Genomic DNA, 24071 nt, shown 5'->3' with positions numbered 1-24071 from the left:
TCCTTCCTTATTGTCTGCTTTATATTTTTCACGATTTTGTACTTCGCCGTCAACCTGCAGAAGCGCGAGCCCAAGCCTTTTCAAAAAGCAACGGAGCAAACCGTCGATACCGTCATCCTCGTTCCGCTCAGCTGGCTGTTTACAGCTTTATACATATGCATTCTGTTTATTCTTTTCCCGATCCGCCATTTTCTCGATTTTTTTCAGCAAAAACGTTAAATTGACTGATGAAACGCTTCGGCCAGCAGCCGGTAAGATTCCAGCCTGTCTTGAAAATCGTGGGTGATCGTCACCGCCATGATTTCATCCGTTCCGTAAGCGCCGGCCAGTTCAAGCAGCTGTTCCTTCACCTGCCGCGGCGTCCCGATGACCATCCGTTTTCGATTGTCTTCCACTCTCTTTCTTTCATAAGGAGAATATTGATATGACAGCGCCGTTTCCAATGATGGAAAGCCTTCGGTCACTATCCCCTGTTCATTGGCTAATAAAGAGAAATCCAAGCTTTTTGCAAGGTTCTCCGCTTTCTCTTCTGTCTCAGCGCAAATCACAAATACAGCAATGATCACGTTTGGCTGTTCACCCAACACAGAAGGTTCGAACCTCTCTTTGTAAAGTCTGGCCGCCTCTTCTCCGCCTTCGCCGTTAATAAATTGGGCAAATGTATACGATGCCCCTGTTTGGGCGGCAAGCCTCGCGCTTTCCCCTGAGGAGCCGAGCAGCCAGACAGCGGGCGCTGCGGCCACGTTCGGCGATGCGATCAAGTTGGGAAAGCGGTGGTGTTCATCGGCTTGATCGTGTAAATATGTGACGAGATCCTGAATTTGTTCGGGATATTGGTCAGTCATCCGTCTTCCTCCATTTTGAAGAGCCATGGAAGCGATCGGCATCCCTCCCGGAGCACGTCCGACACCGAGATCAATCCTTCCGGGCGCAAGTCCTTCCAAGACGCGGAAGTTTTCTGCCACCTTGTAGGCGCTGTAATGGGGAAGCATGACGCCGCCGGATCCTATACGGATCTTCTCTGTTTTAGCCGCAAGATAACCGATCAGAACCTCCGGACTTGATCCTGCCAAGTTTCTTGAAAAATGGTGCTCGGAAACCCAAAATCTCTTGTATCCGAGGCGCTCCGCCGCTTGCGCGAGCTCCACCGTATGCTGTAAAGCCTGTTCAGGTGTGCTTCCTTCAGAAACGGGAGTCTGATCAAGTATGCTTAATGACAACATCTTTTTCACCCCAAGTCTTCGTTTACTTTTCCTGCGCAAAAAGAAATAATAATATCATGGATAAACCTAAAGGAGCTCCTAATACTGATGAATGAGACGAAGCAAAAAACGCACCCGCCAGTCGTAGAAGAACGCTTTGCAAAAGGCTGTTTATTCGGAATCCTTTTCAGTCTTCCCTTTTGGCTGATGTTTTATCTTTTTCTTCAATACATGCTGACAAGATAAGTCCCCTCCGAGTCGGAGGGGACGTTCCTTACCTTTTGTTCAAACCTTTTCCTTTAACGAATTCATTCATATACGCACGCGGTGGCTTTTTGAGGCTTCCGGTGATCTGGTCTGTCCATTTGTCAGACCGTTTGCCGTCTGTCCGCTTTTGATAATAGTTTGAAATCGTTTCGTCATATGCGGACATATGTTTTTTAAACTCGGCTTCGTCCGCTTGATAGGCATTTTCATGATAAATGTGATCAAGCGGCAGACGCGGCTTTTTATCCGACAGGTTGGCCGGATGGCCGACGACAAGCCCGAACAGCGGCAGAACGTATTCAGGTGTTTCCAGAAGCCCGGAGACTTCGTTCAAGTTATTGCGAATCCCGCCGATATAGCAGATGCCGAGGCCCATTGATTCGGCCGCTATTGACATATTTTGAGCGGCAAGAGCTGCATCGATGACGCTGACCATAAAGGTCTCCGTCCCTTCAAGAGAAGCTGTGATATCTACACCCTTTTCCCGGGCCATTTTGTCATGCCGGTAAAGGTCTGCGCAAAATACAAACAGATGGCCGTTTTTTTCAACATATGGCTGATTTCCGGCCAATTCCGCAAGCTTGCGCTTCTTGTCCGGGTCGGTGACACCGATGATTGAATAAGCTTGAATATAGCTGGACGTCGATGCGCTTTGAGCGCTCTCCACAAGCAGGCGAATCTCTTCTTCGGTCAGGAGCTGATCTGTAAAAGACCTGATCGAACGGTGATTTAAAATTGTTTCAATCGTTTTATTCATCCTTTTACCTCCTCAACCTTTATCATATCCAATATCTGCTTTTCCCTAAAGCAAAACGGTTTGGCGGACTGCAGATGGATTCAATTTCATATGGTAAAATGATAGAATCGTCTTACAATTTTTGAAGCGGAAAGGGAGATGACGGTGAAGTCTGTAATTGAAGAATTAGATGCATTATATCCGGAAATGATCGAACTCAGGAGACATTTTCACCAATATCCGGAGCTTTCCCACCGCGAGGTCAATACACCGCGCACCATTGCAAATTACTTGGAAAACCTCGGGATTGACGTGAGAACAAATGTCGGCGGCCAAGGGGTCATCGGTCATATTAAAGGCGGCCGCCCCGGCAAGACGGTCGCCTTGAGAGCCGATTTCGACGCTCTGCCATTACAGGATCAAAAAAATGTTCCGTACCGGTCAACTGTCCCCGGCGTCATGCACGCTTGCGGACACGATGCTCACACGTCGGCTCTCCTCACAGCCGCAAAAGCCCTGGCAAAGCATCAAAAAGACTTGAAAGGAAATGTCGTGCTGATCCATCAATTCGGTGAAGAGGTCACACCAGGCGGCGCCAAACCGATGATTGAAGCCGGCTGTCTCGAAGGCGTGGATGCCATTTTCGGCACCCACATCTGGGCTCCGATGCCCGTCGGTCAAGTCGGTGTTACATCAGGCCCGATGATGGCAGCCGCTGATAAATTTAAAGTCACGATATCCGGGCGGGGCGGACACGGAGGCGCGCCTCACTTAACGACAGATGCTTTAATAACAGGAGCCTCAGTCGTCAACCATCTCCAGCAAATCGTCAGCCGCAGAATCGATCCGACGGAAGCAGCCGTCTTGTCGATCGGAACGTTTCATTCAGGCCAGGCGTTTAACGTCATCGCCGAAGAAGCGGTCATTGAAGGAACGGTCCGCACCTTTTCAAAGCATGTCCAAGAGACGATCATCGCCGAGATGAAACGCGTCATCAAGGGCGTCTGCGACAGCAACGGCGCTTCATTTTCACTCGATTACGAAAAAGGCTACCCGCCTGTCGTCAACCATGAAAAAGAAACGGACATCGTCCGCCAATGTGCCAAACGAATCGTCGGCCTTGAAGCTGTCATCGAGCTCGAACCGAATATGATCGGCGAAGATTTCTCTTATTATCTAGAACATGTCCCTGGATCATTCTTTTTTACCGGCGCGGGCAATCCGAAGACTGGAGCCGTTTACCCGCACCATCACCCGCTGTTTGATATCGATGAAAAAGGCATGCTGAACGCGGCGAAAATTCTTGTGTCGGCAGCTCTCGCATTTTTAAACCAAGATTAAAGACAGCCTGATTTGGCTGTCTTTTTTACTTAAACATATACCCTTTATATTTTGTCAGCTGGCAGCTGGCGTTATAAACGATCGCATAGCCGATCAAAGCAGACAACACAGAGCTCCCTCCGTAGCTGATGAACAGAAGGGGAACGCCCGTAACCGGCATCAGTCCGACGTTCATTCCGATATTTTGGAATGTATGGATGACGATCAGCGCCGTATACCCAACACCGAAAAATGATGCAAACTTATTATAAGGATGTATCTTATCGATCAGCACGACAAGCCGGTAAATGAAAAGGAAAAACAGGATGACGACAAAAGTACAGCCAATAAAACCGAAACTTTCCCCGATGACGGCAAAGATGAAATCGGTTTGGCCTTCAGGAACGTAGACTTTCAAATTGTTCATACCCGTTCCGAAGATTTCTCCAGAGCCGATCGCCGTAACGGCCTTTTCGGTCTGATACGTATCGTTCGCGTCCTGCTGGCTCGAATCGACCCATGTCATCACCCGGTTGATCTGATATTGCTGGATGTGCAGCGTATCCTTCGAAAACTCCGGAAAATTGATCACCAAAAACAGAACGAGCAGTACGAGGGTGATTCCTGACCCCGCCACAATCGAAATCAGCTTCCAGTTCACACCTGATAAAAACACCATAACGGCGACAAAGAACATGCAGATACCGGCCGTACCGGCGTCCTGCATTAAAATCAAACCGACCGGAACCGCAGATACCCCTGCGATTTTCAGCAAAAGGTGAACATCCTCCTGCATCGAGCGCGAGCCTTTCGGACTTGCTTTGGAAATCACCGAAGCCAGCATCATAATCAGGCCGATTTTCATAAATTCCGACGGCTGCAGCGTGACCGAACCAAATTGAAACCAGCTTTTCGCTCCTTTGATAATCGGTGCGATCGACGTTGGACTGAACTTTAACACGATCAATGACAAGATGCCGAATAGATATATGTATATGCTGAACTTTTCAAGCTGCTCTAGATCAAAATAGAGAAAGCCGACGATCACCGAAATGCCGAGCAGATAAAAGAACAATTGCTTTGCCGGATAGCCCTTCAGTGAAAAAGACGGCTCTGCAGCGTAAACAGCGATCACACTGATTAAAAAGAACATGGCTAATATAAAAATCAAATCTCCCTGATAATAGGGACTTGTCGTATTTTTCTTCTGACCCATTGTACCCCGCCTTATTTCTTCATCAAAAGCACTAACTTTCATTATAACATGAACAACCGTTCACATTGCGAAAAAGGGTGAATAAAATAACAGCCTGCATGCATCAGGCTGTTATTTGAACATATAGCTTTGATACTTTGTTAACTGGCAGCTTGAATTGTAGACAACCGCGAAGCCGATCAAGGTTGCTACGACTGAGCTTCCTCCATAGCTGACCAAAAGCAGCGGGACGCCGGTGACTGGCATAATGCCGATATTCATTCCGATATTTTGAAAGGTATGAATGACAATTAAAGCGGTAAAGCCCGCACAGAAAAATGAGGCAAACCTGCTGAACGGATGTATTCGGTCTATGAGCACGACAAGCCGGTAAATTAGGAAGAAAAACATAATGACAACAAACGTGCATCCGACAAACCCGAAGCTCTCGCCGATGACGGCAAAAATAAAGTCTGTTTGCGCCTCAGGTACATAGACTTGAAGATCGCTTACACCATTTCCAAATACTTTCCCCGAACCGATCGCCAGCTGCGCCCTTTCGACCTGCATTTTATCGTCGGCATTCTGTTCGCTCGGATTGACCCAGGTCATGACGCGGTTGATTTGGTATTGTTCAACCCCGAGTGCTCCCGCGACATCGGGAAATTTGATAATGACAAACAAAATCAAAACAATGACTGTAAGACCCGTTCCGAAGATGAGAGAAATCAATTTCCAGTTCACGCCCGACAGGAATACCATCACAAGAATGACAAACGCGACGATTCCGGCTGTACCCGTATCCTGTTCTAAAATCAAGCCGAACGGAACAATGATAATACCGGCGATTTTCAGCAGAAAGATGCAGTCTTCTTTCAACGTACGCTTGCCGACAGGCCCGTTTTTCGACATGAAGGAAGCCAAATACATGATCAGCCCGATTTTCATGAATTCCGACGGCTGCAGCGTAAACCCGGGAAGCATAAACCAGCTTTTGGCACCGTTGATAACCGGCGCAAACCTGTATGATCCGATATATGCCGGACTGAACTTTAACACGATCAGCATCAAAATCCCGAGCAGATAAAAATAAAAGCTGAGCTTTTCAAGCTGCTCCAAATCAAAATAAAGAAACACGATGATGATAAAGGCCCCCAGCAAATAGTAAAGGGACTGTTTCATCGCAAAGGGTTCATTATATTGATTAAACTGCTGAGCGGCGTACACAGCCACAACGCTTATGATAAAAAAGACAATATAGACAAAAATCAAATCCCCCTGATAAAAGGGATTTGTAATATTCTTTTTCTGACTCATTCGAAATCCCGCCCTTATAATATGACACGATGAAATAATCCAGGAAGACGGCATCCGCTTCCTCACAAATGATATGACGTACAAAAGAATAAAATGTTTCGATTTTATTGCGAACAAATTCCTATTCTATTTTAAAGGATTTTTCCAACTATTGTCGAATGTGATAAATTCATTGATTTTTGATTGATTTGTATTAAAATGAGTAATGTTGCATAAAATTAAACTTTTGCCTCCGGCAGAAGCGATACAGAATCACCAATTCATAAGGAGTTTTTCATTTGGATAAAGCACTTCAAAAGCGTAAACGGCTTGATCTCATAAAATTTTTGGTCCCTTCGCTTATCGGAATTATTCTGTTTATGATTCCCGTTAAAATTGAAGGAAATTTAACGATACCAATTGCTGTCTTTTCAAATACATTGCAGAAGCTGCTTCAGCAGCAATTGCCGTTAATCATGACGGTCATCGTAACCGCAACATTTATCTTAACCTTTATCACCAAAACCTTTCATCCGGCTTTCATTAAAAAAAGCGAGTTTTTCTATAACTTGCTGAATGTATCTTTATTTTGGTATATCGTCCGCCTGTTCGGCATGATTTTCGCAGTGATGGCATACTTTAAGATCGGCCCTGAAGCGGTATATGCCAAGAGTACAGGCGGAACATTATTATTCAGCTTGCTGCCCGTTCTCTTCTCCGTCTTTTTATTTGCAGGCCTGTTTCTGCCGTTTCTGTTGAACTTCGGCTTGCTTGAGCTGTGCGGCGCTTTGATGAAAAAGCTGATGAGACCTGTCTTTAAGCTGCCGGGACGGTCATCGATCGATTGTATGGCCTCATGGCTCGGCGACGGCACGATCGGCGTGCTCCTGACAAGCAAACAGTATGAAGAAGGGTTCTACACGAAGCGTGAGGCCGCCGTCATCGGCACGACTTTCTCAGTCGTCTCCATCACGTTTTGCCTCGTGATTATTTCACAGGTTGACCTTGCCCATATGTTCGTTCCGTTTTATTTGACGATATTGCTGGCGGGTGCCGCAGCCGCGGTGATCAGCCCGCGGATTCCGCCTTTATCAAGAAAGGCTGATACTTATATTACAGACCAAGCGGATCAGGATCAAGAGGAGATTCCCGAAGGATACACTCCATTCCAATGGGGACTCAGCCGGGCTGTCGCAAAAGCAAAACAAAATACAAGCGTCAAAGATTTCTTGCAGGACGGAGCCAAAAACGTGCTCGATATGTGGATGGGCGTCGCTCCCGTCGTCATGGCGCTCGGCACAGCCGCACTGATTGTCGCTGAATATACACCTGTTTTCAAATGGCTCGGGCTGCCGTTCATTCCCCTGCTCGAACTGCTCCAGGTTCCTGAAGCCGCCGAGGCCTCACAAACGCTTGTCGTCGGGTTCGCCGACATGTTCCTTCCGTCTGTGCTCGGAAGCGGGATTGAAAGTGAAATGACCAGGTTCATCATCGCCTGTTTATCGGTTACACAATTAATCTACATGTCGGAAGTCGGCGGTCTTTTGCTCGGTTCCAAAATTCCGGTGACATTCCTTGACCTCGTCTTGATTTTTCTCGTTCGGACGCTGATTACGCTGCCTGTCATCGTACTGTGCGCCCACTTTATTTTTTAGACAAATAAGAGGCTCTCGGCGCCAAATGCCGAGAGCCTTTTTTGTTTAGAAAAAGTCGTTGATCCAAGGGGGCTGCGGCCTTATCGTGCGGTCCAGCCTGTCACTTTCTCTTCGTTTCCGGAATCCTGCCGGTTTCGTATAGGGAACGCGCGGTCTTGGCTAACTTTTGCAGGATCAATTTCCTCCACGCATTTTCTCTCCTTCATCCTTTATGTCCTATTGAATCGCCGCGAAAATTGAGCCGATAGTTGGAGCGGAAAATGCTTTCCAGTATGTATCATTTTTCGAAGAACGTGGTATAATAAATGTAACAGAATGTTCACAAAATATTCTCCAATTAGACACAATTGTCGTTTCATTCCGCTTTTTTGGCAGCGCTATCATTATTGAAAGGGGCTGAAAACGCATGGATATGTTTTTCGCTTACTTGCTGATCGCAAGCGCCACTCCTTTATTTTTATGGCTGGACAACAAAAAGGTCGCAATTTCTTCTATTCCGCCAATCATTTTAATGTGGGTCTTCTTCTTTTTCTACATGACCAGCAGCCTTTCTCCTACAGGACACTCTCTCATGATCGTACTCTTTATTCTCAACGTTGTCATCGCCCATGTCGCCGCTTTCATCATTTACGGACTTCCATTGATTCGAAAGCACATGAGCCGATAAAAAAGTGCCGGTTGTTCCGCCGGCGCTTTTTTTGCTGTAAGAGACACCATTATAGATCAAAGTTAAATGCTGAATGGGAGTAATCTTTGATGAATGTTTGATACCGGCCGCTGAAATCAAGCAGGTTGTATATTTTTGATTTTTCCGCAAACCGCTTTTGGTTGTCTCTGGCCGGATAATAAACGGACATGCCGCTTCCTCTCGGGTGCTCAGGAGACTTGATGTTCATGATGACAGCCTTTTTGACGGATTTTACGACCTCTTTCGCTTCTTTCTCAGCTCCGATCTGCTGGCCGATCAAGCTTGACAGATCGGCCAAATCAACCATATCCGATTCATCTGCATAATCTTCGGCAGCGAGACGTGCGTAGTGAAGCAGGCGCTTTCCATCCGGCTCTTTCAATGCCCGGTTCATGCTTAAGCTCAACCTGTCGAGGGCATCGACAGCGTCTTTGACGCGGTTTAATTGAATTAAAGACTGCTGCAGGTCTTCTGTTTCACCGTTTTCTTTTGACTGCTGTATGTAGCCTGCCGCGATTTCCCTGCCAAGCTCTTTCGGATTGATTGAAGGGTCGTCTTGAACAGACTGCAGCGCATATTTGTAATCCCAGCCGTTTTGATTCGTATAGTCGACTGAAGCCAGCATGTACTTTCCATAATCCCTCAAGGCATATGCCGTTTCAATCCCGGCCATTTTACAGTTGTCAAAACCGATTAAATCAAACTTTTGCTTCGTATGTTCATAGGCCTTTTTGATTCCCGACTGGAGCTCGCTTATTTTCATTTTTTTATTGCCGAAGTTTTCGTCTCCCCCGTAGCCGTCAACGGAGCCAAGCCCATGCCCCCAGAAGATCAATACATATTTTTTAGCCGGGTATGTTTTGACTCCCCATGTGATAAAATCTGTGACGGAGCCGGGACTGTCCATATTTGTCTTCCCGATATTTTCGAGGGGCGCCAGCTTCTGATGTTCGACTTTCCACCTCTGATTCACCTTGTGACTGATCGACGGGTTCGCCCATTTTTTTGCTCCTCCTGTCTGAAGAACGACATTGACGTTTGAAGATGAACCCGCATCCATCATTTCCTGAATGTCATCGCTTGCCATATGAAAATCGCTTTCCATGTCAGAACCAATCATATATACAAGAATAGTGTAGTCGTCTTTTTCTTTTAATAGAGCGGCTGATGCCGGCTGAAAAAAGGCGACTGAAATAACGGAAACCACAATCCATTTGATCAAGTTCATCTTCTTATGCTCCTTATTTAAGATTCCGGGAAATAAATAAGAGAGTAGTAGCCGTCCTCGTCCGGCTGTTCATGTTCTAATGAATATCCAACGGATCGGAAGCACGCTAAGCACCTCTCGTTATCCTCTTCAATTCCGGCAAACCATTTGTTGATCCGGCTCATTTCCGGCAATGCCATCGTCCTTTTGATGAGCGCTTTTCCATATCCCTCTCCGCGCAAAAACGGATCGACTACAAGGGCAATGTTCCCGGTCAAGTCCTCCTCAACTTCAACCATGACAACGCCGACAGGCTTGCCGTCCTCTAAAGCCGCCCATACCCGGTAGTTTTCATTCCCGTCTGCAAAATTGAACCACTCGTCAAGCGGCATCATCCCTTCCAGCCGCCTTTTCACTTCTGCATCCTCAAACCAAGTCTGCAGCCATTCAATATTTTCTTTTCGAAACAGACGTAGTTCTTCTATATTGCTCATTGTTTTCTCCTTTACTGCGCGTATTTTTCAGCCTGCAGGCGATACAGCTCTGCATACTGGGCCTGATTTTTCATCAATTCTTGATGGGTGCCGGCCTCCGCTACCCTTCCTTTTTCTAAAAATACGATGTGATCGGCAAAACGGGCCGTGCTTAACCGGTGCGAGACAATAATGACTGTTTTGCCTTGCGTCAGCTTTTGCAGCTTATCAAATATCTCTTCCTCAATAAACACATCCAGCGCAGAGGAGGGTTCATCGAATATCAAAATGTCGGCAGACTCATCACGCATAAATGCGCGGGATATGGCGATCCGCTGCCATTCTCCCCCCGACAAATTCCTGCCGCCGAACAGTCTGCCAAGCTCTGTTTCATAACCGTCTTCAAGCTTATGTAAAAACTGATCCACTCCGCCGAAGGCCGAAGCACTTTTTATTTTAGCCAAGTCGGTGCAAGAAGAAATGTCGCCCAAGCCGATATTGTATTTCAATGTCATTTCGTACCGCAAAAAATCCTGAAACACAGCTGCGGCATTTGACCGGTAATGTTCAATATCATACTTATAAAGTGGTAAACCATTATAAGAGATCGTGCCTTGATTAGGATCAAAATAACGCAGGAGCAATTTAACGAGTGTGCTTTTGCCTGATCCATTTTCTCCCACGAGAACGGTCGTCTTATTCAATGGAATATCGAGCTTATGAATATCAAGAACCGTTTTGGTTCCATCATAAGAAAATTCCACTTGATCACATGTAAATCCTTTTTCCTTTTGAGCAGCTGGCGCGGTTTCCCCATTTTCCATGCCATTTTTGCTGTTTAAAAAAGAATGAACATTTCCGAGGTGCCTCGTTTCTCTTGCACCGATCGCAAACGCAGCGAACATTTCATTGATTCCTTCGTTGAACTGAACCGCGGCTCCGATAAACAGCATCACATCCCCGATGGACAACCGACCATAAAAAGCCTGGTGAACGATGTAAATCAGAACGGCACCTGCGGCCAAAGATTGTAATACCGACCAGAACAGCTGATACAGCGCCAGTTTTTTTTGATCGTTGGACAGCGTATGGAGGAGCTCCATCGAGGTGTTTTTATAAAAAGACTTAAAAAAAGGAACAAGATTGTATATCTTGACCTCTCCGGCTGTTTCAGACATGAGAGGGACACCTGCATAATATTCCGCGCGCCGTCTCAGTTCCTGAACCTCTTTCCGTCCTTCAAAGGTCGCGTTGTTTAATTTCGCCTCCCAGTACAGTTTAGGAACGGCCAATATGAGAAACAGCAGCGGCACCCACGGTGCAGACATGCCGATCAGTAAACTGCTGGCTGCAATCATCACCATTCCGCCGAAGGTTTGAGACACGATGGAAACCCACATCGTGACAAAATATTCATTATAGCGGATGATTTGTGTATTGGTATGAAAAGATGCGTCTTCAAAAGCCGCGATATCAGGAATGGAAATTGCCTTTTTCATGAGCATTTCATCAAGATAAGCTTCGAGCTTGGCGGTAAGGAGCCTTTTCTGCATTTCAGCCACAGGCTGAAGGGCATCTACGATCAGCGTAAAAGCAATGTATGCAAAGGCCGCCCAAACAAGCGCATTCCAAGAAGACAGCTCAAACGGCGCCCGTGCAATCTCATCGATCACCTCTGCACTCAGCCAGACTAGGAGCGGTCCGAGCATTGCATTCAGCAGTGTAATAAAAAATAGAACAGCCGACTTAAAAGGGTCGCAGCGCCAAAACAACGATAAACCATAAAAGATGATGGAAGCGGTTTGAGGCAGCTTTTTGAAAAAGGAACAAAACTTCAGCAATATACCTCATCCTTCCCCTGAAACGATTTGGCCTGCATGCGGAACATTCTGCTGTATTCCCCGTTCTTGTCCATAAGTTCCTGATGGCTTCCCTCTTCCGCAATTCTTCCGTTTTTCAAAACCAGTATGCGGTCAGCCATTTTTACCGTACTGAACCGATGGGAAATCATGATCACCGTTTTTCCCTCTGTGAAGCTGTGAAATTGCCGGAAAATATCATACTCAGCCCGAATATCCAAAGATGCGGCCGGCTCGTCCAAGATGACAAGTCCGGCATCTTTCATAAACGATCTGGCTAAAGCAATCCGCTGCCATTGGCCTCCCGAAAAATCGGTGCCCCCCCATTCAGGGCCGATCATTGTTTCCAGCCCTTCAGGCAACTCTTCGATGATTGGTTCCAGCTTAGCGGACCGGGCGGCGTCGCGAAGTTTTTCTTCATCACCTAAAGCTTCCGTTCGGCCTACCGCGATATTGTACCGGAGTGACAATTCGTACTTACCAAATTCCTGAAACACGACCGCCATCTTGTTTCTCAGCTCTTGAAGATCGATCTTGCGGATGTCTTTGCCGTTCACTTTAATCTCACCCTCATCATATTCATAAAAACGGCAGAGCAGTTTGATGAGCGTTGTTTTCCCCGATCCATTCGCCCCTACAATGGCAATTCTTTCTCCCGGTGATACTGAAAAGCTGATTCGATTTAGAACATCGCCTGTGTGCATGTCATTCGGTTCAGGCTGCTCGTCGTGTTCCCGCATTTCTTCATCTTCAAGCTCATCGAGCATATCCAAATCTTCCTCATTCACATCAGCTTCATTTTCCAGGGAGCCGGCAGCCGCTTCTCTGAAAGGATAGCGGAAGGTGACATTTTTGAATTCGACTGCCAGCGGTCCTGCGTCCCCGAGAGATTCGCCATTGGAAGGAAGCCTGATATCCTTTTCGGCGTTCATAAAAAGAAAAAAGTCTCTTCCCATTCTCCATATATCCAACGTATCTGCACCTTCCTTGGCGATATCCCGGAGAGCCGTTGATAATTGGAACACGGCCCCCAAGTACAACGATATATCCCCCACAGAAAAACTGTTTGAATGGGATTGGGACAGGATCCAAAAGTACCCCAAACCCGTTCCCGCCCCCGATAAGAAACCCGTTAAAACCGACCAGCGCGCGCTTCTGACTTGAATATTCCGCAGCACAGAATATAAGCCTTTAAAAGCAGATTGATATAAATCAAGAAAGAAAGATCCCAAGCCAAACAGGCGTACTTCTTTGGCGGATCGTCTCCCGAGCAGAATGTGGCGAGCATATGCGGCCCTCCTTCTGACAGGGGCGTAATCCTTGTGATATTCCCACTCCATTTCATTGTAATGATTATGGACAAAAGCGAATGGAGCGGTAGATAAAATGAGGATGACAGCAAGAACGGGCGACAGGTAGGCAATAATCAAAACAACGCCCGCCAAAGACATAACGGCTGTCACCAAGTTCGAACTGATATTAATGAATTGGGAAGGAAGCCATGTCGAGCGATCCCGCAGTGTTTCCAGCCGGTCCCTGTACTTTGGATCCTCAAAAAAACGCATCCCCGGAATGCGGTCAAAAGCGTCGATTAACAAACTGTTGACTGTGATCATCGACCTCTCAGAAAGCATGGCCTTCACCCATTTTTCCAATGATTTAACGACACTGATCATGACCAGGCTTCCCGCATAAATGACAGCCCATATTTCCGCATAGATGACCGCTTCCTGCTCGACAATGCCGTCGATCATTTGCTTTGAAGCGTACAATTGGATTAAAGGTGCTCCGGCTTCGATCAGCATGAAGATAACCATGCAAATCATCAGCCGCGGACCGGATTTCCAGACCATTTTCCCAAGCAGGCCCGCCGTTTGCAGCGGCTCTTGAATATGCTTCATCTTCCACACATGCTTCACCTTCATTTTCTATACCTATTGTGGTCATTGATACGAGTATATTTTGGCTTTCTCCGGCGTATTGACGGTTTCGATATCAGCCATGACCCTTGGTTTTCCCGGACGGCTCCGGTCGAGAAGGTGCTCCTTCCCCTTGGATGCTTCCCTGAGCCATATTTCCAAGTCAATGACAGATCTCATGTACTGATAGCCCATGCCCAGATCATTATTTGGATCTTCAGAGCGAATAGCCATAGCCAGCAAGTGTTTCCACCATATATCGCGCTTAATGATGCCGAGCTCTTCAACAAAGACGCGCTCTCCCGGTTCAAATAGCTGAAGAACGTGTCTGCGGTCATTCATAAAGCTTTTCCTGGCCATATGGGCATATGTTGTTTTCGTTGATCTGTTATAAACATAGGCAGGCAGGATATCGGTGAAAGATTTGCGAAGAAGCATTTTAGAGCCTGCATAATGTTCTTCAAGCCCTTTTAAAACATCAAAATGCTGTTCAGGCGGTACGGAAGATGAAAATTCGATCAGCCTCCGATCCAAAAACGGATGGTACGTAGGCAATGTCACACCAACAGCATCCATGTACCTCGCTCTCGGCCACAAAAAGTCATAATGGAACCTCTTACCCCACACCGAGAGCTCCCGGCTTTTTGATAGCGAAGATGATCCTCCTTATTGATCTCCCGTTCTCTCTTTCGGTGTTCTTCAGTAAAATATTCAGGCAGCTCATATTCCGTATCTGACCACAGCAGGTCGTAATAGAGCTTTTCTCCGATATAAGGCATGAAAGGGGCGATTCCGTATTGAAATCCCAGCTTCAGCATCTCTTTCATGCTGCCGCCTGACCATTCGCGAAGCAATTTGTAGATTTCAGAAAACCGTCTCTGCCGAAGCAGAGAATCGATCACTGACACTTCTCCGCTAAAAATGAAATCCCCGCCCTCACCCGTCAGGACAGACGAAGCACCATACTCCTCAGCGATCACTGTAAAAGTCTCATTAACCAGTGAATTGGCTCTCGGATCAGGACCGTCTACAAACCAAAGCGGATCACGCCCGATTTCCGCGTTTGGAATTTTGGCTGTGGCGTCTCCGAGAATGATCAGGCCGGGAATATCCATATCGCGCATCATATTTTTTACAAGGTCCTTGTCATGGCTTAATATCATGTCAGGTTCGGCAAATGATATATTGACGGCCAGCAGCTGTTCCTTCCGTCCGCCTGCAATTGCGGCGGCGGTTACGGCAGCTGAATCCAGTCCGCCGCTTAATTCGACAATATGCTTTTCATCTTTTAAACGATCTGCTGTCACTTCCTGAAAAAGCTCCCGGAACCGCGGAACTGCGTCTCCAGCAAGATCTTTCTTGTTTAACAGCTGCGAAAGTCCCCAATAGCTGTGCGCATGAACCGCATGATCCCGGCCAAGAAAAGCGTAGGACGCCGCAGGCACTTTGCGTATTCCTTTAAAAAACGTCCGATCTTCAAAGCCGTTTTCTCCTACAGCAAAGCCTGAAGTAGGAAACATTCTGCACACATTTTGATCGATCGCAAAAGGAATGTCATGAACAAGCAAAAGGATGCGCAAGTCATTCGCTGCAAACCATTCTCCTTTCGGACTGACCCAGTAGTAAACAGGACGGGTTGCGTATATATCAGTCGCCAAAACAAGGCTATGTAGACTGTCATCCCACCACATCATCGTAAATTCGCCATGCGAGTGAGACAGCATGGCAGCTTGATCCTGCTTCAAAGACGCGTACAGCTTGTCATATTGTTCAATCTTTCGGGTGCCATCCGATTTTGCGTTAAGACCGCCGCTGATCCAGCCGTCTAAGATGACGGGATGCAAAAGATTTATTTGAGTTGTAGGTCTAAAAGCTTCACCGTATCGGATATGCGCTTCAGCCATGTTTGCGATCCCGCGGCTGTAGCTGTGAATCCGTTCCGCCCGTCCCCATTTCTTGACGGCGGAAACCCACTCATGCCATAAAGCGGTGTTGTCTCCCTGCATTCCAAACCATACTTTCATACTAGAGATAACACCCACCTTTCAGCGTAAGCGCTCATCTTATACGTCTGTAAAACTTTTAAATCCTTATTTTTATGATTCGGATCGATCGATTTGCCGTTTTCCATTTGAACCCACGCATGAGAAAACAGCTTGTCATCAATTTTCTTGACCCCGATCATGAGATCAGCATCAAACCCATTGCTGAATAATATAGATTGAATCGTTAATGCAATAGAAACGCATGAAGTAACCAAATGGTCGTCTTCATCAAGCGAATATAAATATTCGCCGTTCTGGTGCAGTTCGTCTATATCAAGCAGCCCTGCACCTCTTTGCTGTGCGCTTGCATACAGCGGAAACAGATGGATCGCAATTTTTTCATAAGCTTCTTCAAAATCATGATTTAACAGCATCATACGTACAAAAGCATGAACGGTTGTAAAATATTCGTGATTTTTGACAAGCGCTCTTTTTTTCATCAGCTTTTATCCTCTATTTCAATCAGCTTATGATGTGTCAGTTCCTGTATCGCCTCATTTAATATCGCTGACAGTTCTTCCTCTGTCTGATCGAACGCCGATTGCCACTTGATCAGAATATCTTTTTTATCCTTTCGCTCATTTTCAATTTCGATCCACAGCTCTTTTAAAGCCCCTTCCAATCCGAAATACTGCCCATTGTCCAGGTTTAGGACGATGCATTCATTTTCCAACACGGTTGTCGCTGTCTCTTGATTTCGAATAATTTTCAAAGATTAGACCTCCCCGGTATGCATGATTTCAGAAAAATAAAGGAGAAGAGAGCCGGCAAGCTCTCTTTCAGCACTTTATGCATGATGTTCTTTCCACGCCCTTGGCGAATGCCGTTATCATTTCAGCTTTGGAGCGTTTTAAAAAGAGCCTGCAATGCGACGATACCCCTGAATTTACCAACTGACCACATGAATCAGATTATCACAGGACAATATCAAAAAAACCGCAAAAAACTACCGAAAACCGACATGAATAGCCAATGGCATCAATGGGCCATTATTACGGGATTTATTCGGAGGAAAAAGAAAAAGAGAGCCTATCGACTCTCTTTTGCAGGGAAAAGCAAATATATACTTTGTCTAAACTTTCTGCTTGATCAAATTAAGCATCGTTCCTTTTTTTACTGCGCAGTACCGTGACGTTACTTTGAGCTTTTTATAGATTTTGCTCAAGTGATACTCTACGTTGCGCGTCGACATTTGTAGGTCTGCTGCGATCTCTTTATTTGTTTTACCGCTGGCCACCTTCTGCAAAATATCCAGTTCTGTGTCTGTTAAATGCTCGTCCACCGCGAGATCGGAATCAAGCCTCAGTTTTTGCAGCAAGCCGTCGGGAAATAACACAGCCCCTTTTAAACACAATAAAATACTCGAAGCAATCATGCTGTCTGTATACGATTTATCGATAAACCCTTTAACTCCGGCCTCAATCAGCTTATTAAAATATGAGTGAATTTCATCTCCCGAAAACATAATGATAATTTTGGATTGAGGTGCGGTTTCCAGCGTTTTAAGAGACAGCTCCAACCCGTTCATTCCCGGCATTTTTAAATCATAAAGAAAAACGTCTATATGTACCTCTTGATTTTTTAAGAGGTCGAGAGCTTCATTTCCTTCGTGGCAAACGATGACATCCATATTATATTTTTTTAATATTTCCTTCATTCCGGATGTCAGAACCCTGTAGTCGTCTACTAACAACACGCGTATCATCAGTAACACTCTCCTTAAATCAGTTTCCTCCGAACAAATACCGCAATAAAAACCCTATGAATAGAATTGAAGGATGATGTCGGGTTTTCGTGCCTTTTTGTGGTTTTTACCACTTTATTCTATGATAGCATGAATATGTAATCAACTGGAAGTAATAAGGAGGTGACACAGATGCGCAAATTGGAAACTGCCCAAGTTAAAAACTATGGTACATTCCTGACTGTTACTCTTTCTAAAAAGAGCAAGCCGGGCGACGGCAAATTCGGCCGCGGCGTAAAACGCGGTTAAGAGTGTATGAGAAAGAGAGAGCCTGTGGCTCTCTCTTTTTCCGTTCAGCAACCAAAAAAGAGTGCGGATCGTTGAAATCCGCACTCTTTTGCCAATCAATTAATGTCCGCTGTGCTCAGAATGCTTTGCACCTGGAGTACCGCCCTCAGGGTTGTCTCCGTGATAGTTGTGAGCAGCAAAGATCCAGACGGAACCGGCAATAATCGCAACCGCAATAAATGCGGCAAACAGCGTATTCCCGACTTGGATTTTGCCGCTGTCACTTTCAGTCATATGCATAAACATTAAGAGCTGAAGTCCAGCTTGGATGATCGCAAAACCGAAAATAATCCACAGCTTTGCAGCCATGCTTAAATCCGTATAAATCACCCACAAGGCCAGTAAGGTCAGCACAATGGACAACACGAACCCGACAATATGCTTCCAAGGAAAGTGGCTGTGTTCAGCCGATTGTTTTGCTGCCATTATACATTCACCAACCCTATCAAATAGACGCCGGTAAAGATGAAAATCCATACCACGTCTAAGAAGTGCCAATACAAACTTGAGATAAACAGCTTAGCAGACGTTTGCGGGGTTAGGCCGCGCTTTTTCGTCTGAAGCAAAATGCCGATAATCCAGAAGATACCGATCGATACGTGCAGTCCGTGTGTTCCCAATAGAACAAAGAAAGATGACCAGTAAGCACTTGTCGATAAAGTGGCACCTTCGTGTACATAATGATTGAACTCATAAAGCTCATAGCTGACAAACCCAGCACCGAGCAACAGGGTAATGATCATCCAGATCATCACGCCTTTCAAACTGCCGCGGCGCATCTCATGCACTGCGATGCCGCATGTGAAACTGCTCGTTAACAGCAGGAACGTCATGATTAAAACGAGCTTTGCGTCGAACAGTTCTGCCGGCAGTACGCCCCCCGCTGTTCTGTTATGAAGAACAGCATAGGTCGCAAATAACGTAGAGAATAAAGCAATCTCCGCTCCAAGAAAAATCCAAAAGCCAAGGATATTCAACCTTCCGATTTCAGAACGGTATTCCATAGGAGCGTTAGAATTGCTGTGTTCTGCATGTTCCATCAATCCCGCCTCCTTTACTTGGCATTCTTTCGTTCAGTCTCTTTTATTTCCTCAACACTTACATAGTAGCCGTCGTCATATTCAAATGAACGAAGAATCATACAGAGGAATACACCGATCAGACCGACGATTCCCATCCAGAACCATTCAAAGACAAGCCCGAATCCAGCAAATCCGAAGCATAATGACATGAGAAACGGACGGCCTGAATTGCTCGGCATATGAATCTTTTTAAACTTGCTTTCAGGATGAATCTCGACATTGTCTTCCTTCATTTGCGCAAATGCGTCAGGTGATGTAACCTCAGGCAGAACCGCAAAGTTATAGTGCGGCGGGATCGCAGAAGATGTAGCCCACTCAAGTGTACGACCCATTCCCCAAGCATCTCCTGATTCTTCGCGTTTTGAATGACGGAAGCTGTAGAAAATGTTGTAGCAGAGAACGATGAATCCTGCGGCCATCAGCAATGCGCCGAATGTCGCAATCATGTTCAATGCAGTCCAGCCGTCTTCTGCTCCGTATGTGTAAATACGGCGAGGCATTCCTTGCAATCCAAGGAAATACATCGGGAAGAAGCAGATGTTAAAGCCCGTCATGAACAGCCAGAAAAACCATTTTCCGATGCGTTCGTTCAGTTTGTGACCGAACATTTTCGGATACCAGAAGATCAATCCGGCGAAACATGCAAACACAGTACCCGCGATCAGCACATAGTGGAAGTGCGATACGAGGAAGTATGTGTTGTGATATTGATAATCCGCAGCTGCCATCGCAAGCATAACGCCCGTAACACCGCCGATGACGAAGTTCGGAATAAATGCAAGCGACCACAGCATCGGCGTTGTGATTTTGATTCTGCCTCGATGCAGCGTCAACAGCCAGTTAAAGATTTTAACTCCGGTCGGCACCGATATCGCCATCGTCGTAATCGAGAAGAACGAGTTGACCGCCGCACTGTTGCCCATTGTGAAAAAGTGGTGCAGCCAAACGACGAAGCTGAGAACCGAAATGGCAACAATTGAATAAACCATTGCTTTGTAGCCGAACAGCTGCTTTCTTGCGAATGTCGCAATGATTTCTGAAAAAATACCGAAAGCAGGCAAAATAACGATGTAAACCTCAGGATGTCCCCAAATCCAGAACAAGTTCGCCCACAGCATCGGCATACCGCCGTTCGCCAAGGTGAAAAAGGCTGTTCCGAACAAGCGGTCAAATGTCATCAGCGCCAAAGCCACTGTCAAGACAGGGAAGGCGAAAATGATAATCACACAAGTAATCAACGTTGTCCAAGTGAACATCGGCATCCGCCATAGGGTCATGCCTTTTGTACGCATTTTCAGGATGGTCACCATAAAGTTAATCCCGGTGAGAAGCGTACCGATACCCGCGATCTGAAGTCCGAGCAAGTAATAGTTTTGCCCAGGCCCAGGACTCAGCTCATTGCCTGCAAGCGGCATGTAAGCCGTCCATCCTGCATTCGGCGATCCGCCGATGACGAATGAAATATTAAACAGCATCGCTCCGACCATGAAGGTCCAGAAGCTCAAGTTGTTCAAATACGGGAATGCAACATCGCGCGCACCGATTTGGAGCGGTACGACGACGTTCATTAATCCAATAAGAAACGGCATCGCCATGAAAATGATCATGATCGTACCGTGTGTCGTAAACACTTCATTATAGTGGTTTGAATCTAAAAAGCTGTTATTAGGAAGCGTGAGCTGGGCACGCATCATTAACCCGTCGACGCCGCCGCGGAAGAACATAATGACTGCGGCAATGAGGTACATGATTCCTAAACGTTTATGATCGACGGTGGTAATCCATTCTCTCCAAAGCCATTTCCATTTTTTGAAGTATGTCAGCACAAATACGATTGCAATGGATGTAAGCAAAATGGAAATCTGTGCTCCAAGAATTAATGGGTCACCTGTAATTATGAATTCGTCCCATTTCAAATTCATGCAAGCTTCCTCCTTTCCTAGTGAGAATCTTGGTCTTCAGATTGTTTTTGATCTTTGTTTGTCTTCACGTTTTCAAACGGATCTGATTTTGAGTGCGGAGACAATGGTTTATAGCCCAATCTTTCGCGCGCTTTAATGGCGTATTCCGCATCATTTCCGTGGTTAACATACTTCAGGTGTGTCGATGAGAACGTCATTTCGTCCGCATGCTGAGGAAGCATCAGTTCATCGTACTGGTTTTTCGTCAGCTTAGGAGCTTCTTTCTGCGTTTTCTTCACCCAGTCGTTAAACTTGCTTTCAGATACCGCTTTGACATTAAACTGTTGTTCTGCAAAACCTTCACCTGTGAAGTTTGCATTTCGGCCTTTATAAGTACCCTCATGGTCTGCCTGCAAATATTGCTCCATTTCCATTCCGGACATGGCATATTTTTGCCCGCCAAGCTGCGGAATCCACAGTGACGCCATAGAATCGGCAGATGAGATTTTAAACAAGATCGGTCTGTCTGTCGGGATATTCAAATAGTTGACCGTTTCGATATCCTGTTCCGGGTAGCTGAATACCCATTTCCAATCGACAGATGTCGCATATACGACCAAAGGTTCCTTGTCCTTTGATGCTTTTGGAGCCTCTTCTAGAGAATAAATTGTTTGAACTGTCGGCACTGACAGCGCAATAACAATTAAAATCGGAACCACTGTCCAGACGATTTCTAAAAATGTATTGCCTTCTACTTCCGGGCTGTAAGGAGACTTTCTGTCTTTACGCTCACGGTATTTCACAATCATCACAGTAAAAAGGACAAATACGACCGCTACGATAAACAGCATAAATCCAATCGATAATAGAATAAGATCTCTTTGCTGCGAAGCAACCGGTCCTTTAGGATCCAATACCGCGATTTGACTGCAGCCGCCCAATAAAAAAATGGAGGAAAGTAGAGTCAGCATAATCAGTGGTTTAAATGCTCTGAACAAGAGGATCACCATCCTTCCTTAAATGATGTCTAAAATTTGGTCAGAATATCTAAGATAAAAGGATTCTGAAAAACTTTTTTCTTCTACCTTGCTATGCTATCAAAATCTTCACCAATTAGCCTTATTTTTTTCGATTGTTCACCTTTTTTTCACCCAAATGTCACAAAATCGTCAAAATTTGTTCATGATATTATGAATAATGAAGGAAATAGACTGGTAATTTTTTAGTTCTTTTTACACACATAGCAAGAGCTGACAAATCCCTCCGAAACAAAAAATCTGTCAAATTTAGGTTTACCACAATAAAAAACTTTGGTCAATCATTAATTTAACATTGTTAAATTTTTTCATAGTGAATCATTATCTTCCTCCATTCCTTTTCCCTGTTGACAGCACGCTTTAAACTTCAAAACATCAAAAAAGAGCTTCCTTCTGTAACTGAAAGCTCTTTTTCATCCTATTTAATAGGCGTCACCGCATTCTAGCTTTGATAGCCGTTCGGATGTGCTTTAAACCACTTCCACGCGCTGTCAATGATCGTTTCCAGCTCGGCGTATTTCGGCTGCCATCCCAGTTCTTTCACTGCTTTTTCAGAAGAGGCGATCAGCTGTGCCGGGTCTCCAGCACGCCGCTCTGCAACCTCCGCCGGTATCGGGCAGCCTGTCACTTTCCGGGCTGTTTCAACGACTTCTTTGACCGAAAAGCCCGTGCCGTTTCCGAGATTGTATACAGTGCTTTCTCCGCCCTTTCGAAGCCTTTCGACAGCGAGAATATGCGCGTCGACCAGATCCATTACATGGATGTAGTCTCTGATGCACGTACCATCTGCAGTCGGATAGTCGTCGCCGAAAATCATAATCTTGTCGCGTTTGCCAAGCGCGACTTGAAGAATGATCGGGATCAGGTGCGTCTCAGGCTGATGATCTTCGCCGACCAATCCGTCTACATGCGCACCGGCAACATTAAAGTAGCGAAGGACGACATGACGGATTCCATATGCTTTTTCAGACCACTTCAGCATTTTTTCAATCGCGAGCTTCGTTTCCCCGTACGGGTTTGTCGGATCTGTCGGATCTGTTTCCATAATCGGCACACGATCCGGTTCTCCGTATGTTGCAGCCGTTGATGAGAAGACAATTTGCTTTACATCGAACTCTTTCATGACCTTTAACAGGCAAACGGCTCCGTAAACATTGTTGTCATAATATTTGAGAGGATCTGTTACGCTTTCTCCAACCAAAGAATCGGCCGCGAAATGCATGACAGCCTCAATCTCGTTTTCCTGAAACACTTTTCTTAGGAATGCTTCATCGCGCAGATCTCCATTATAGAAAGAAGCTCCCTTTAAAGCCGCCTCTTGATGTCCAGTTTGCAGGTTATCAATAATCACGACTTCTTCATTGCGGCTTAACAGTTCCGCTACAGCATGGCTTCCAATATAGCCCGCCCCTCCGCATACTAATATTGCCAATTCATTTCTCTCCTTTCAGCGGCGTTATTCTTCCATTTTAAATCTATAAAACGCCTGTGAATCTCTTTTTTAATCCTAAGATGATATATTCGCTTTTTCATTTTACCACCTTCAGCATTTTCCAGCTCGTATTTTCATCATTTCTTCAAATAAAAACTAGGGGCAAAACAAGTGGAAAGGTTTCTGTTCCATTAAATGCCTTACAAGGAATAGTTCGGGTTTTTATCCATTACAATGGTTTCATCCTGGTGAATTAAAGCGATTTTGAGGCAAAAGCTATACTTTTTTCTCTGCATTTGAAACCAATGTTCTTTTTTTCCACTTAATACTGGTCGATAATAGTATTTTCGCATTACCCTTCTTTAACCCATACAGCAACTAAGCCGAAAGGACCCTCCCTACCCACCATGTCTTTATTCTAAATCATTCCTTGAAACCATTGATTTTCCAATACTTTTTCGTAATAATCTGCCAAAAATCTCTTTCTTATTTTTAGAATATTCAAAGGATATTCGGCTGCAATTGAGAAATTCTTAATAGGGAAAAATGATCATTTTTAATTGAATACTATCCAGTCAGTAATTGATTGTTTATTATTATAAGTAAGAATCTAAGATTTTTTGGTTTTTTTAGTCAGTTATTTAGGGAATAGGTAGGTTTATCAAAGATGACTTTGTGAATTTTTTATGAAATTTGTCATTGTTTTCACATGGCTGTTGTTTTAT

The 24071-nt window shown here is 45.4% G+C and carries 23 protein-coding genes; 5 read left to right on the top strand and 18 right to left on the bottom strand.

The window, feature by feature from the left end; all coding sequences use genetic code 11:
* Positions 1-215: 215 nt before the first annotated feature.
* Positions 216-1223 (bottom strand): LLM class flavin-dependent oxidoreductase, encoded by a 1008-nt coding sequence (locus ACH97_RS04065; RefSeq protein ID WP_025810610.1) that lies wholly within the window; start codon positions 1221-1223, stop codon positions 216-218.
* 87 nt (positions 1224-1310) lie between these two features.
* On the opposite strand from ACH97_RS04065, the gene ACH97_RS23695 reads away from it, so the two are divergent.
* Positions 1311-1448, top strand: coding sequence for a hypothetical protein (locus tag ACH97_RS23695; RefSeq protein WP_023857015.1), 138 nt, complete (start codon positions 1311-1313; stop codon positions 1446-1448).
* A gap of 28 nt (positions 1449-1476) precedes the next feature.
* Here the strand turns inward: ACH97_RS23695 and nfsA are convergent, their stop codons facing one another.
* Entirely contained in the window at positions 1477-2226 is a 750-nt protein-coding gene (gene nfsA / locus ACH97_RS04060) for an oxygen-insensitive NADPH nitroreductase (protein WP_025810609.1), read from the bottom strand.
* A 144-nt stretch (positions 2227-2370) separates the two neighbouring features.
* Here nfsA and ACH97_RS04055 point away from each other — a divergent pair, with 144 nt between their 5' ends.
* The gene (locus tag ACH97_RS04055; protein ID WP_048350109.1) at positions 2371-3546 is read left to right on the top strand and encodes an amidohydrolase; all 1176 of its coding nucleotides are present in this window, start codon (positions 2371-2373) and stop codon (positions 3544-3546) included.
* A gap of 25 nt (positions 3547-3571) precedes the next feature.
* Here ACH97_RS04055 and ACH97_RS04050 read toward each other — a convergent pair whose 3' ends face one another.
* Positions 3572-4741, bottom strand: coding sequence for an FtsW/RodA/SpoVE family cell cycle protein (locus ACH97_RS04050; RefSeq protein WP_048350106.1), 1170 nt, complete (start codon positions 4739-4741; stop codon positions 3572-3574).
* Between the two features lie 111 nt (positions 4742-4852).
* Entirely contained in the window at positions 4853-6037 is a 1185-nt protein-coding gene (locus tag ACH97_RS04045) for an FtsW/RodA/SpoVE family cell cycle protein (protein ID WP_023857011.1), read from the bottom strand.
* A 278-nt stretch (positions 6038-6315) separates the two neighbouring features.
* Here ACH97_RS04045 and ACH97_RS04040 point away from each other — a divergent pair, with 278 nt between their 5' ends.
* Both ACH97_RS04040 and ywcE read left to right on the top strand, forming a co-directional pair.
* Positions 6316-7671 carry a YjiH family protein gene (locus ACH97_RS04040; protein ID WP_048350105.1) on the top strand — a complete coding sequence of 452 codons (1356 nt, stop codon included), beginning with the start codon at positions 6316-6318 and terminating at the stop codon, positions 7669-7671.
* Positions 7672-8077: 406 nt separating this feature from the next.
* Positions 8078-8338, top strand: a complete 261-nt coding sequence (ywcE, locus tag ACH97_RS04035) for a spore morphogenesis/germination protein YwcE (RefSeq protein ID WP_020453353.1) — start codon at positions 8078-8080, stop codon at positions 8336-8338.
* 49 nt (positions 8339-8387) lie between these two features.
* Here the strand turns inward: ywcE and ACH97_RS04030 are convergent, their stop codons facing one another.
* The 9 genes from ACH97_RS04030 to ACH97_RS03995 form a co-directional block, all read right to left on the bottom strand.
* A complete protein-coding gene (locus ACH97_RS04030) occupies positions 8388-9587 on the bottom strand; it encodes a clostripain-related cysteine peptidase (RefSeq protein WP_043054498.1) in 1200 nt (399 codons plus the stop codon).
* Between the two features lie 17 nt (positions 9588-9604).
* Positions 9605-10060 carry a GNAT family N-acetyltransferase gene (locus tag ACH97_RS04025; protein ID WP_043054499.1) on the bottom strand — a complete coding sequence of 152 codons (456 nt, stop codon included), beginning with the start codon at positions 10058-10060 and terminating at the stop codon, positions 9605-9607.
* An 11-nt stretch (positions 10061-10071) separates the two neighbouring features.
* Positions 10072-11880, bottom strand: a complete 1809-nt coding sequence (locus ACH97_RS04020; RefSeq protein ID WP_023857006.1) for an ABC transporter ATP-binding protein — start codon at positions 11878-11880, stop codon at positions 10072-10074.
* The gene (locus ACH97_RS04015; protein WP_224066768.1) at positions 11874-13799 is read right to left on the bottom strand and encodes an ABC transporter ATP-binding protein; all 1926 of its coding nucleotides are present in this window, start codon (positions 13797-13799) and stop codon (positions 11874-11876) included. The genes ACH97_RS04020 and ACH97_RS04015 overlap by 7 nt, the downstream gene beginning before the upstream one ends.
* 42 nt (positions 13800-13841) lie before the next feature.
* Positions 13842-14444, bottom strand: a complete 603-nt coding sequence (locus ACH97_RS23925) for an asparagine synthase-related protein (protein ID WP_241494240.1) — start codon at positions 14442-14444, stop codon at positions 13842-13844.
* Positions 14375-15841, bottom strand: coding sequence for an asparagine synthase-related protein (locus ACH97_RS04010; protein WP_241494239.1), 1467 nt, complete (start codon positions 15839-15841; stop codon positions 14375-14377). The genes ACH97_RS23925 and ACH97_RS04010 overlap by 70 nt, the downstream gene beginning before the upstream one ends.
* Positions 15838-16302 (bottom strand): lasso peptide biosynthesis B2 protein, encoded by a 465-nt coding sequence (locus ACH97_RS04005; protein ID WP_023857003.1) that lies wholly within the window; start codon positions 16300-16302, stop codon positions 15838-15840. Before ACH97_RS04005 ends, ACH97_RS04010 begins: the two co-directional genes overlap by 4 nt.
* Positions 16302-16574 (bottom strand): PqqD family peptide modification chaperone, encoded by a 273-nt coding sequence (locus ACH97_RS04000; protein WP_026580277.1) that lies wholly within the window; start codon positions 16572-16574, stop codon positions 16302-16304. The genes ACH97_RS04005 and ACH97_RS04000 overlap by 1 nt, the downstream gene beginning before the upstream one ends.
* A gap of 360 nt (positions 16575-16934) precedes the next feature.
* Entirely contained in the window at positions 16935-17567 is a 633-nt protein-coding gene (locus ACH97_RS03995; protein ID WP_026580278.1) for a response regulator transcription factor, read from the bottom strand.
* Positions 17568-17738: 171 nt separating this feature from the next.
* On the opposite strand from ACH97_RS03995, the gene ACH97_RS24570 reads away from it, so the two are divergent.
* A complete protein-coding gene (locus tag ACH97_RS24570; protein ID WP_423734433.1) occupies positions 17739-17855 on the top strand; it encodes a lariocidin family lasso peptide in 117 nt (38 codons plus the stop codon).
* A gap of 99 nt (positions 17856-17954) precedes the next feature.
* On the opposite strand, the gene qoxD is transcribed toward ACH97_RS24570, so the two are convergent.
* From qoxD to galE, 5 genes are all read right to left on the bottom strand, one after another.
* Complete coding sequence (qoxD, locus tag ACH97_RS03990) at positions 17955-18320, bottom strand: cytochrome aa3 quinol oxidase subunit IV (RefSeq protein WP_023857000.1); 366 nt, start codon at positions 18318-18320, stop codon at positions 17955-17957.
* A complete protein-coding gene (qoxC, locus tag ACH97_RS03985) occupies positions 18320-18934 on the bottom strand; it encodes a cytochrome aa3 quinol oxidase subunit III (RefSeq protein WP_023856999.1) in 615 nt (204 codons plus the stop codon). Before qoxC ends, qoxD begins: the two co-directional genes overlap by 1 nt.
* Before the next feature lie 14 nt (positions 18935-18948).
* Positions 18949-20898 (bottom strand): cytochrome aa3 quinol oxidase subunit I, encoded by a 1950-nt coding sequence (gene qoxB / locus ACH97_RS03980; protein ID WP_025810604.1) that lies wholly within the window; start codon positions 20896-20898, stop codon positions 18949-18951.
* Positions 20899-20915: 17 nt separating this feature from the next.
* Positions 20916-21884 carry a cytochrome aa3 quinol oxidase subunit II gene (gene qoxA / locus ACH97_RS03975; protein WP_095291511.1) on the bottom strand — a complete coding sequence of 323 codons (969 nt, stop codon included), beginning with the start codon at positions 21882-21884 and terminating at the stop codon, positions 20916-20918.
* Between the two features lie 472 nt (positions 21885-22356).
* Positions 22357-23346 (bottom strand): UDP-glucose 4-epimerase GalE, encoded by a 990-nt coding sequence (galE, locus tag ACH97_RS03970; RefSeq protein WP_023856996.1) that lies wholly within the window; start codon positions 23344-23346, stop codon positions 22357-22359.
* Positions 23347-24071 lie beyond the last annotated feature (725 nt).

Source organism: Bacillus paralicheniformis, from assembly GCF_001042485.2.
Taxonomy (GTDB): Bacteria; Bacillota; Bacilli; order Bacillales; family Bacillaceae; genus Bacillus; species Bacillus paralicheniformis.
This window is presented reverse-complemented; position numbering and strand designations above follow the sequence as displayed.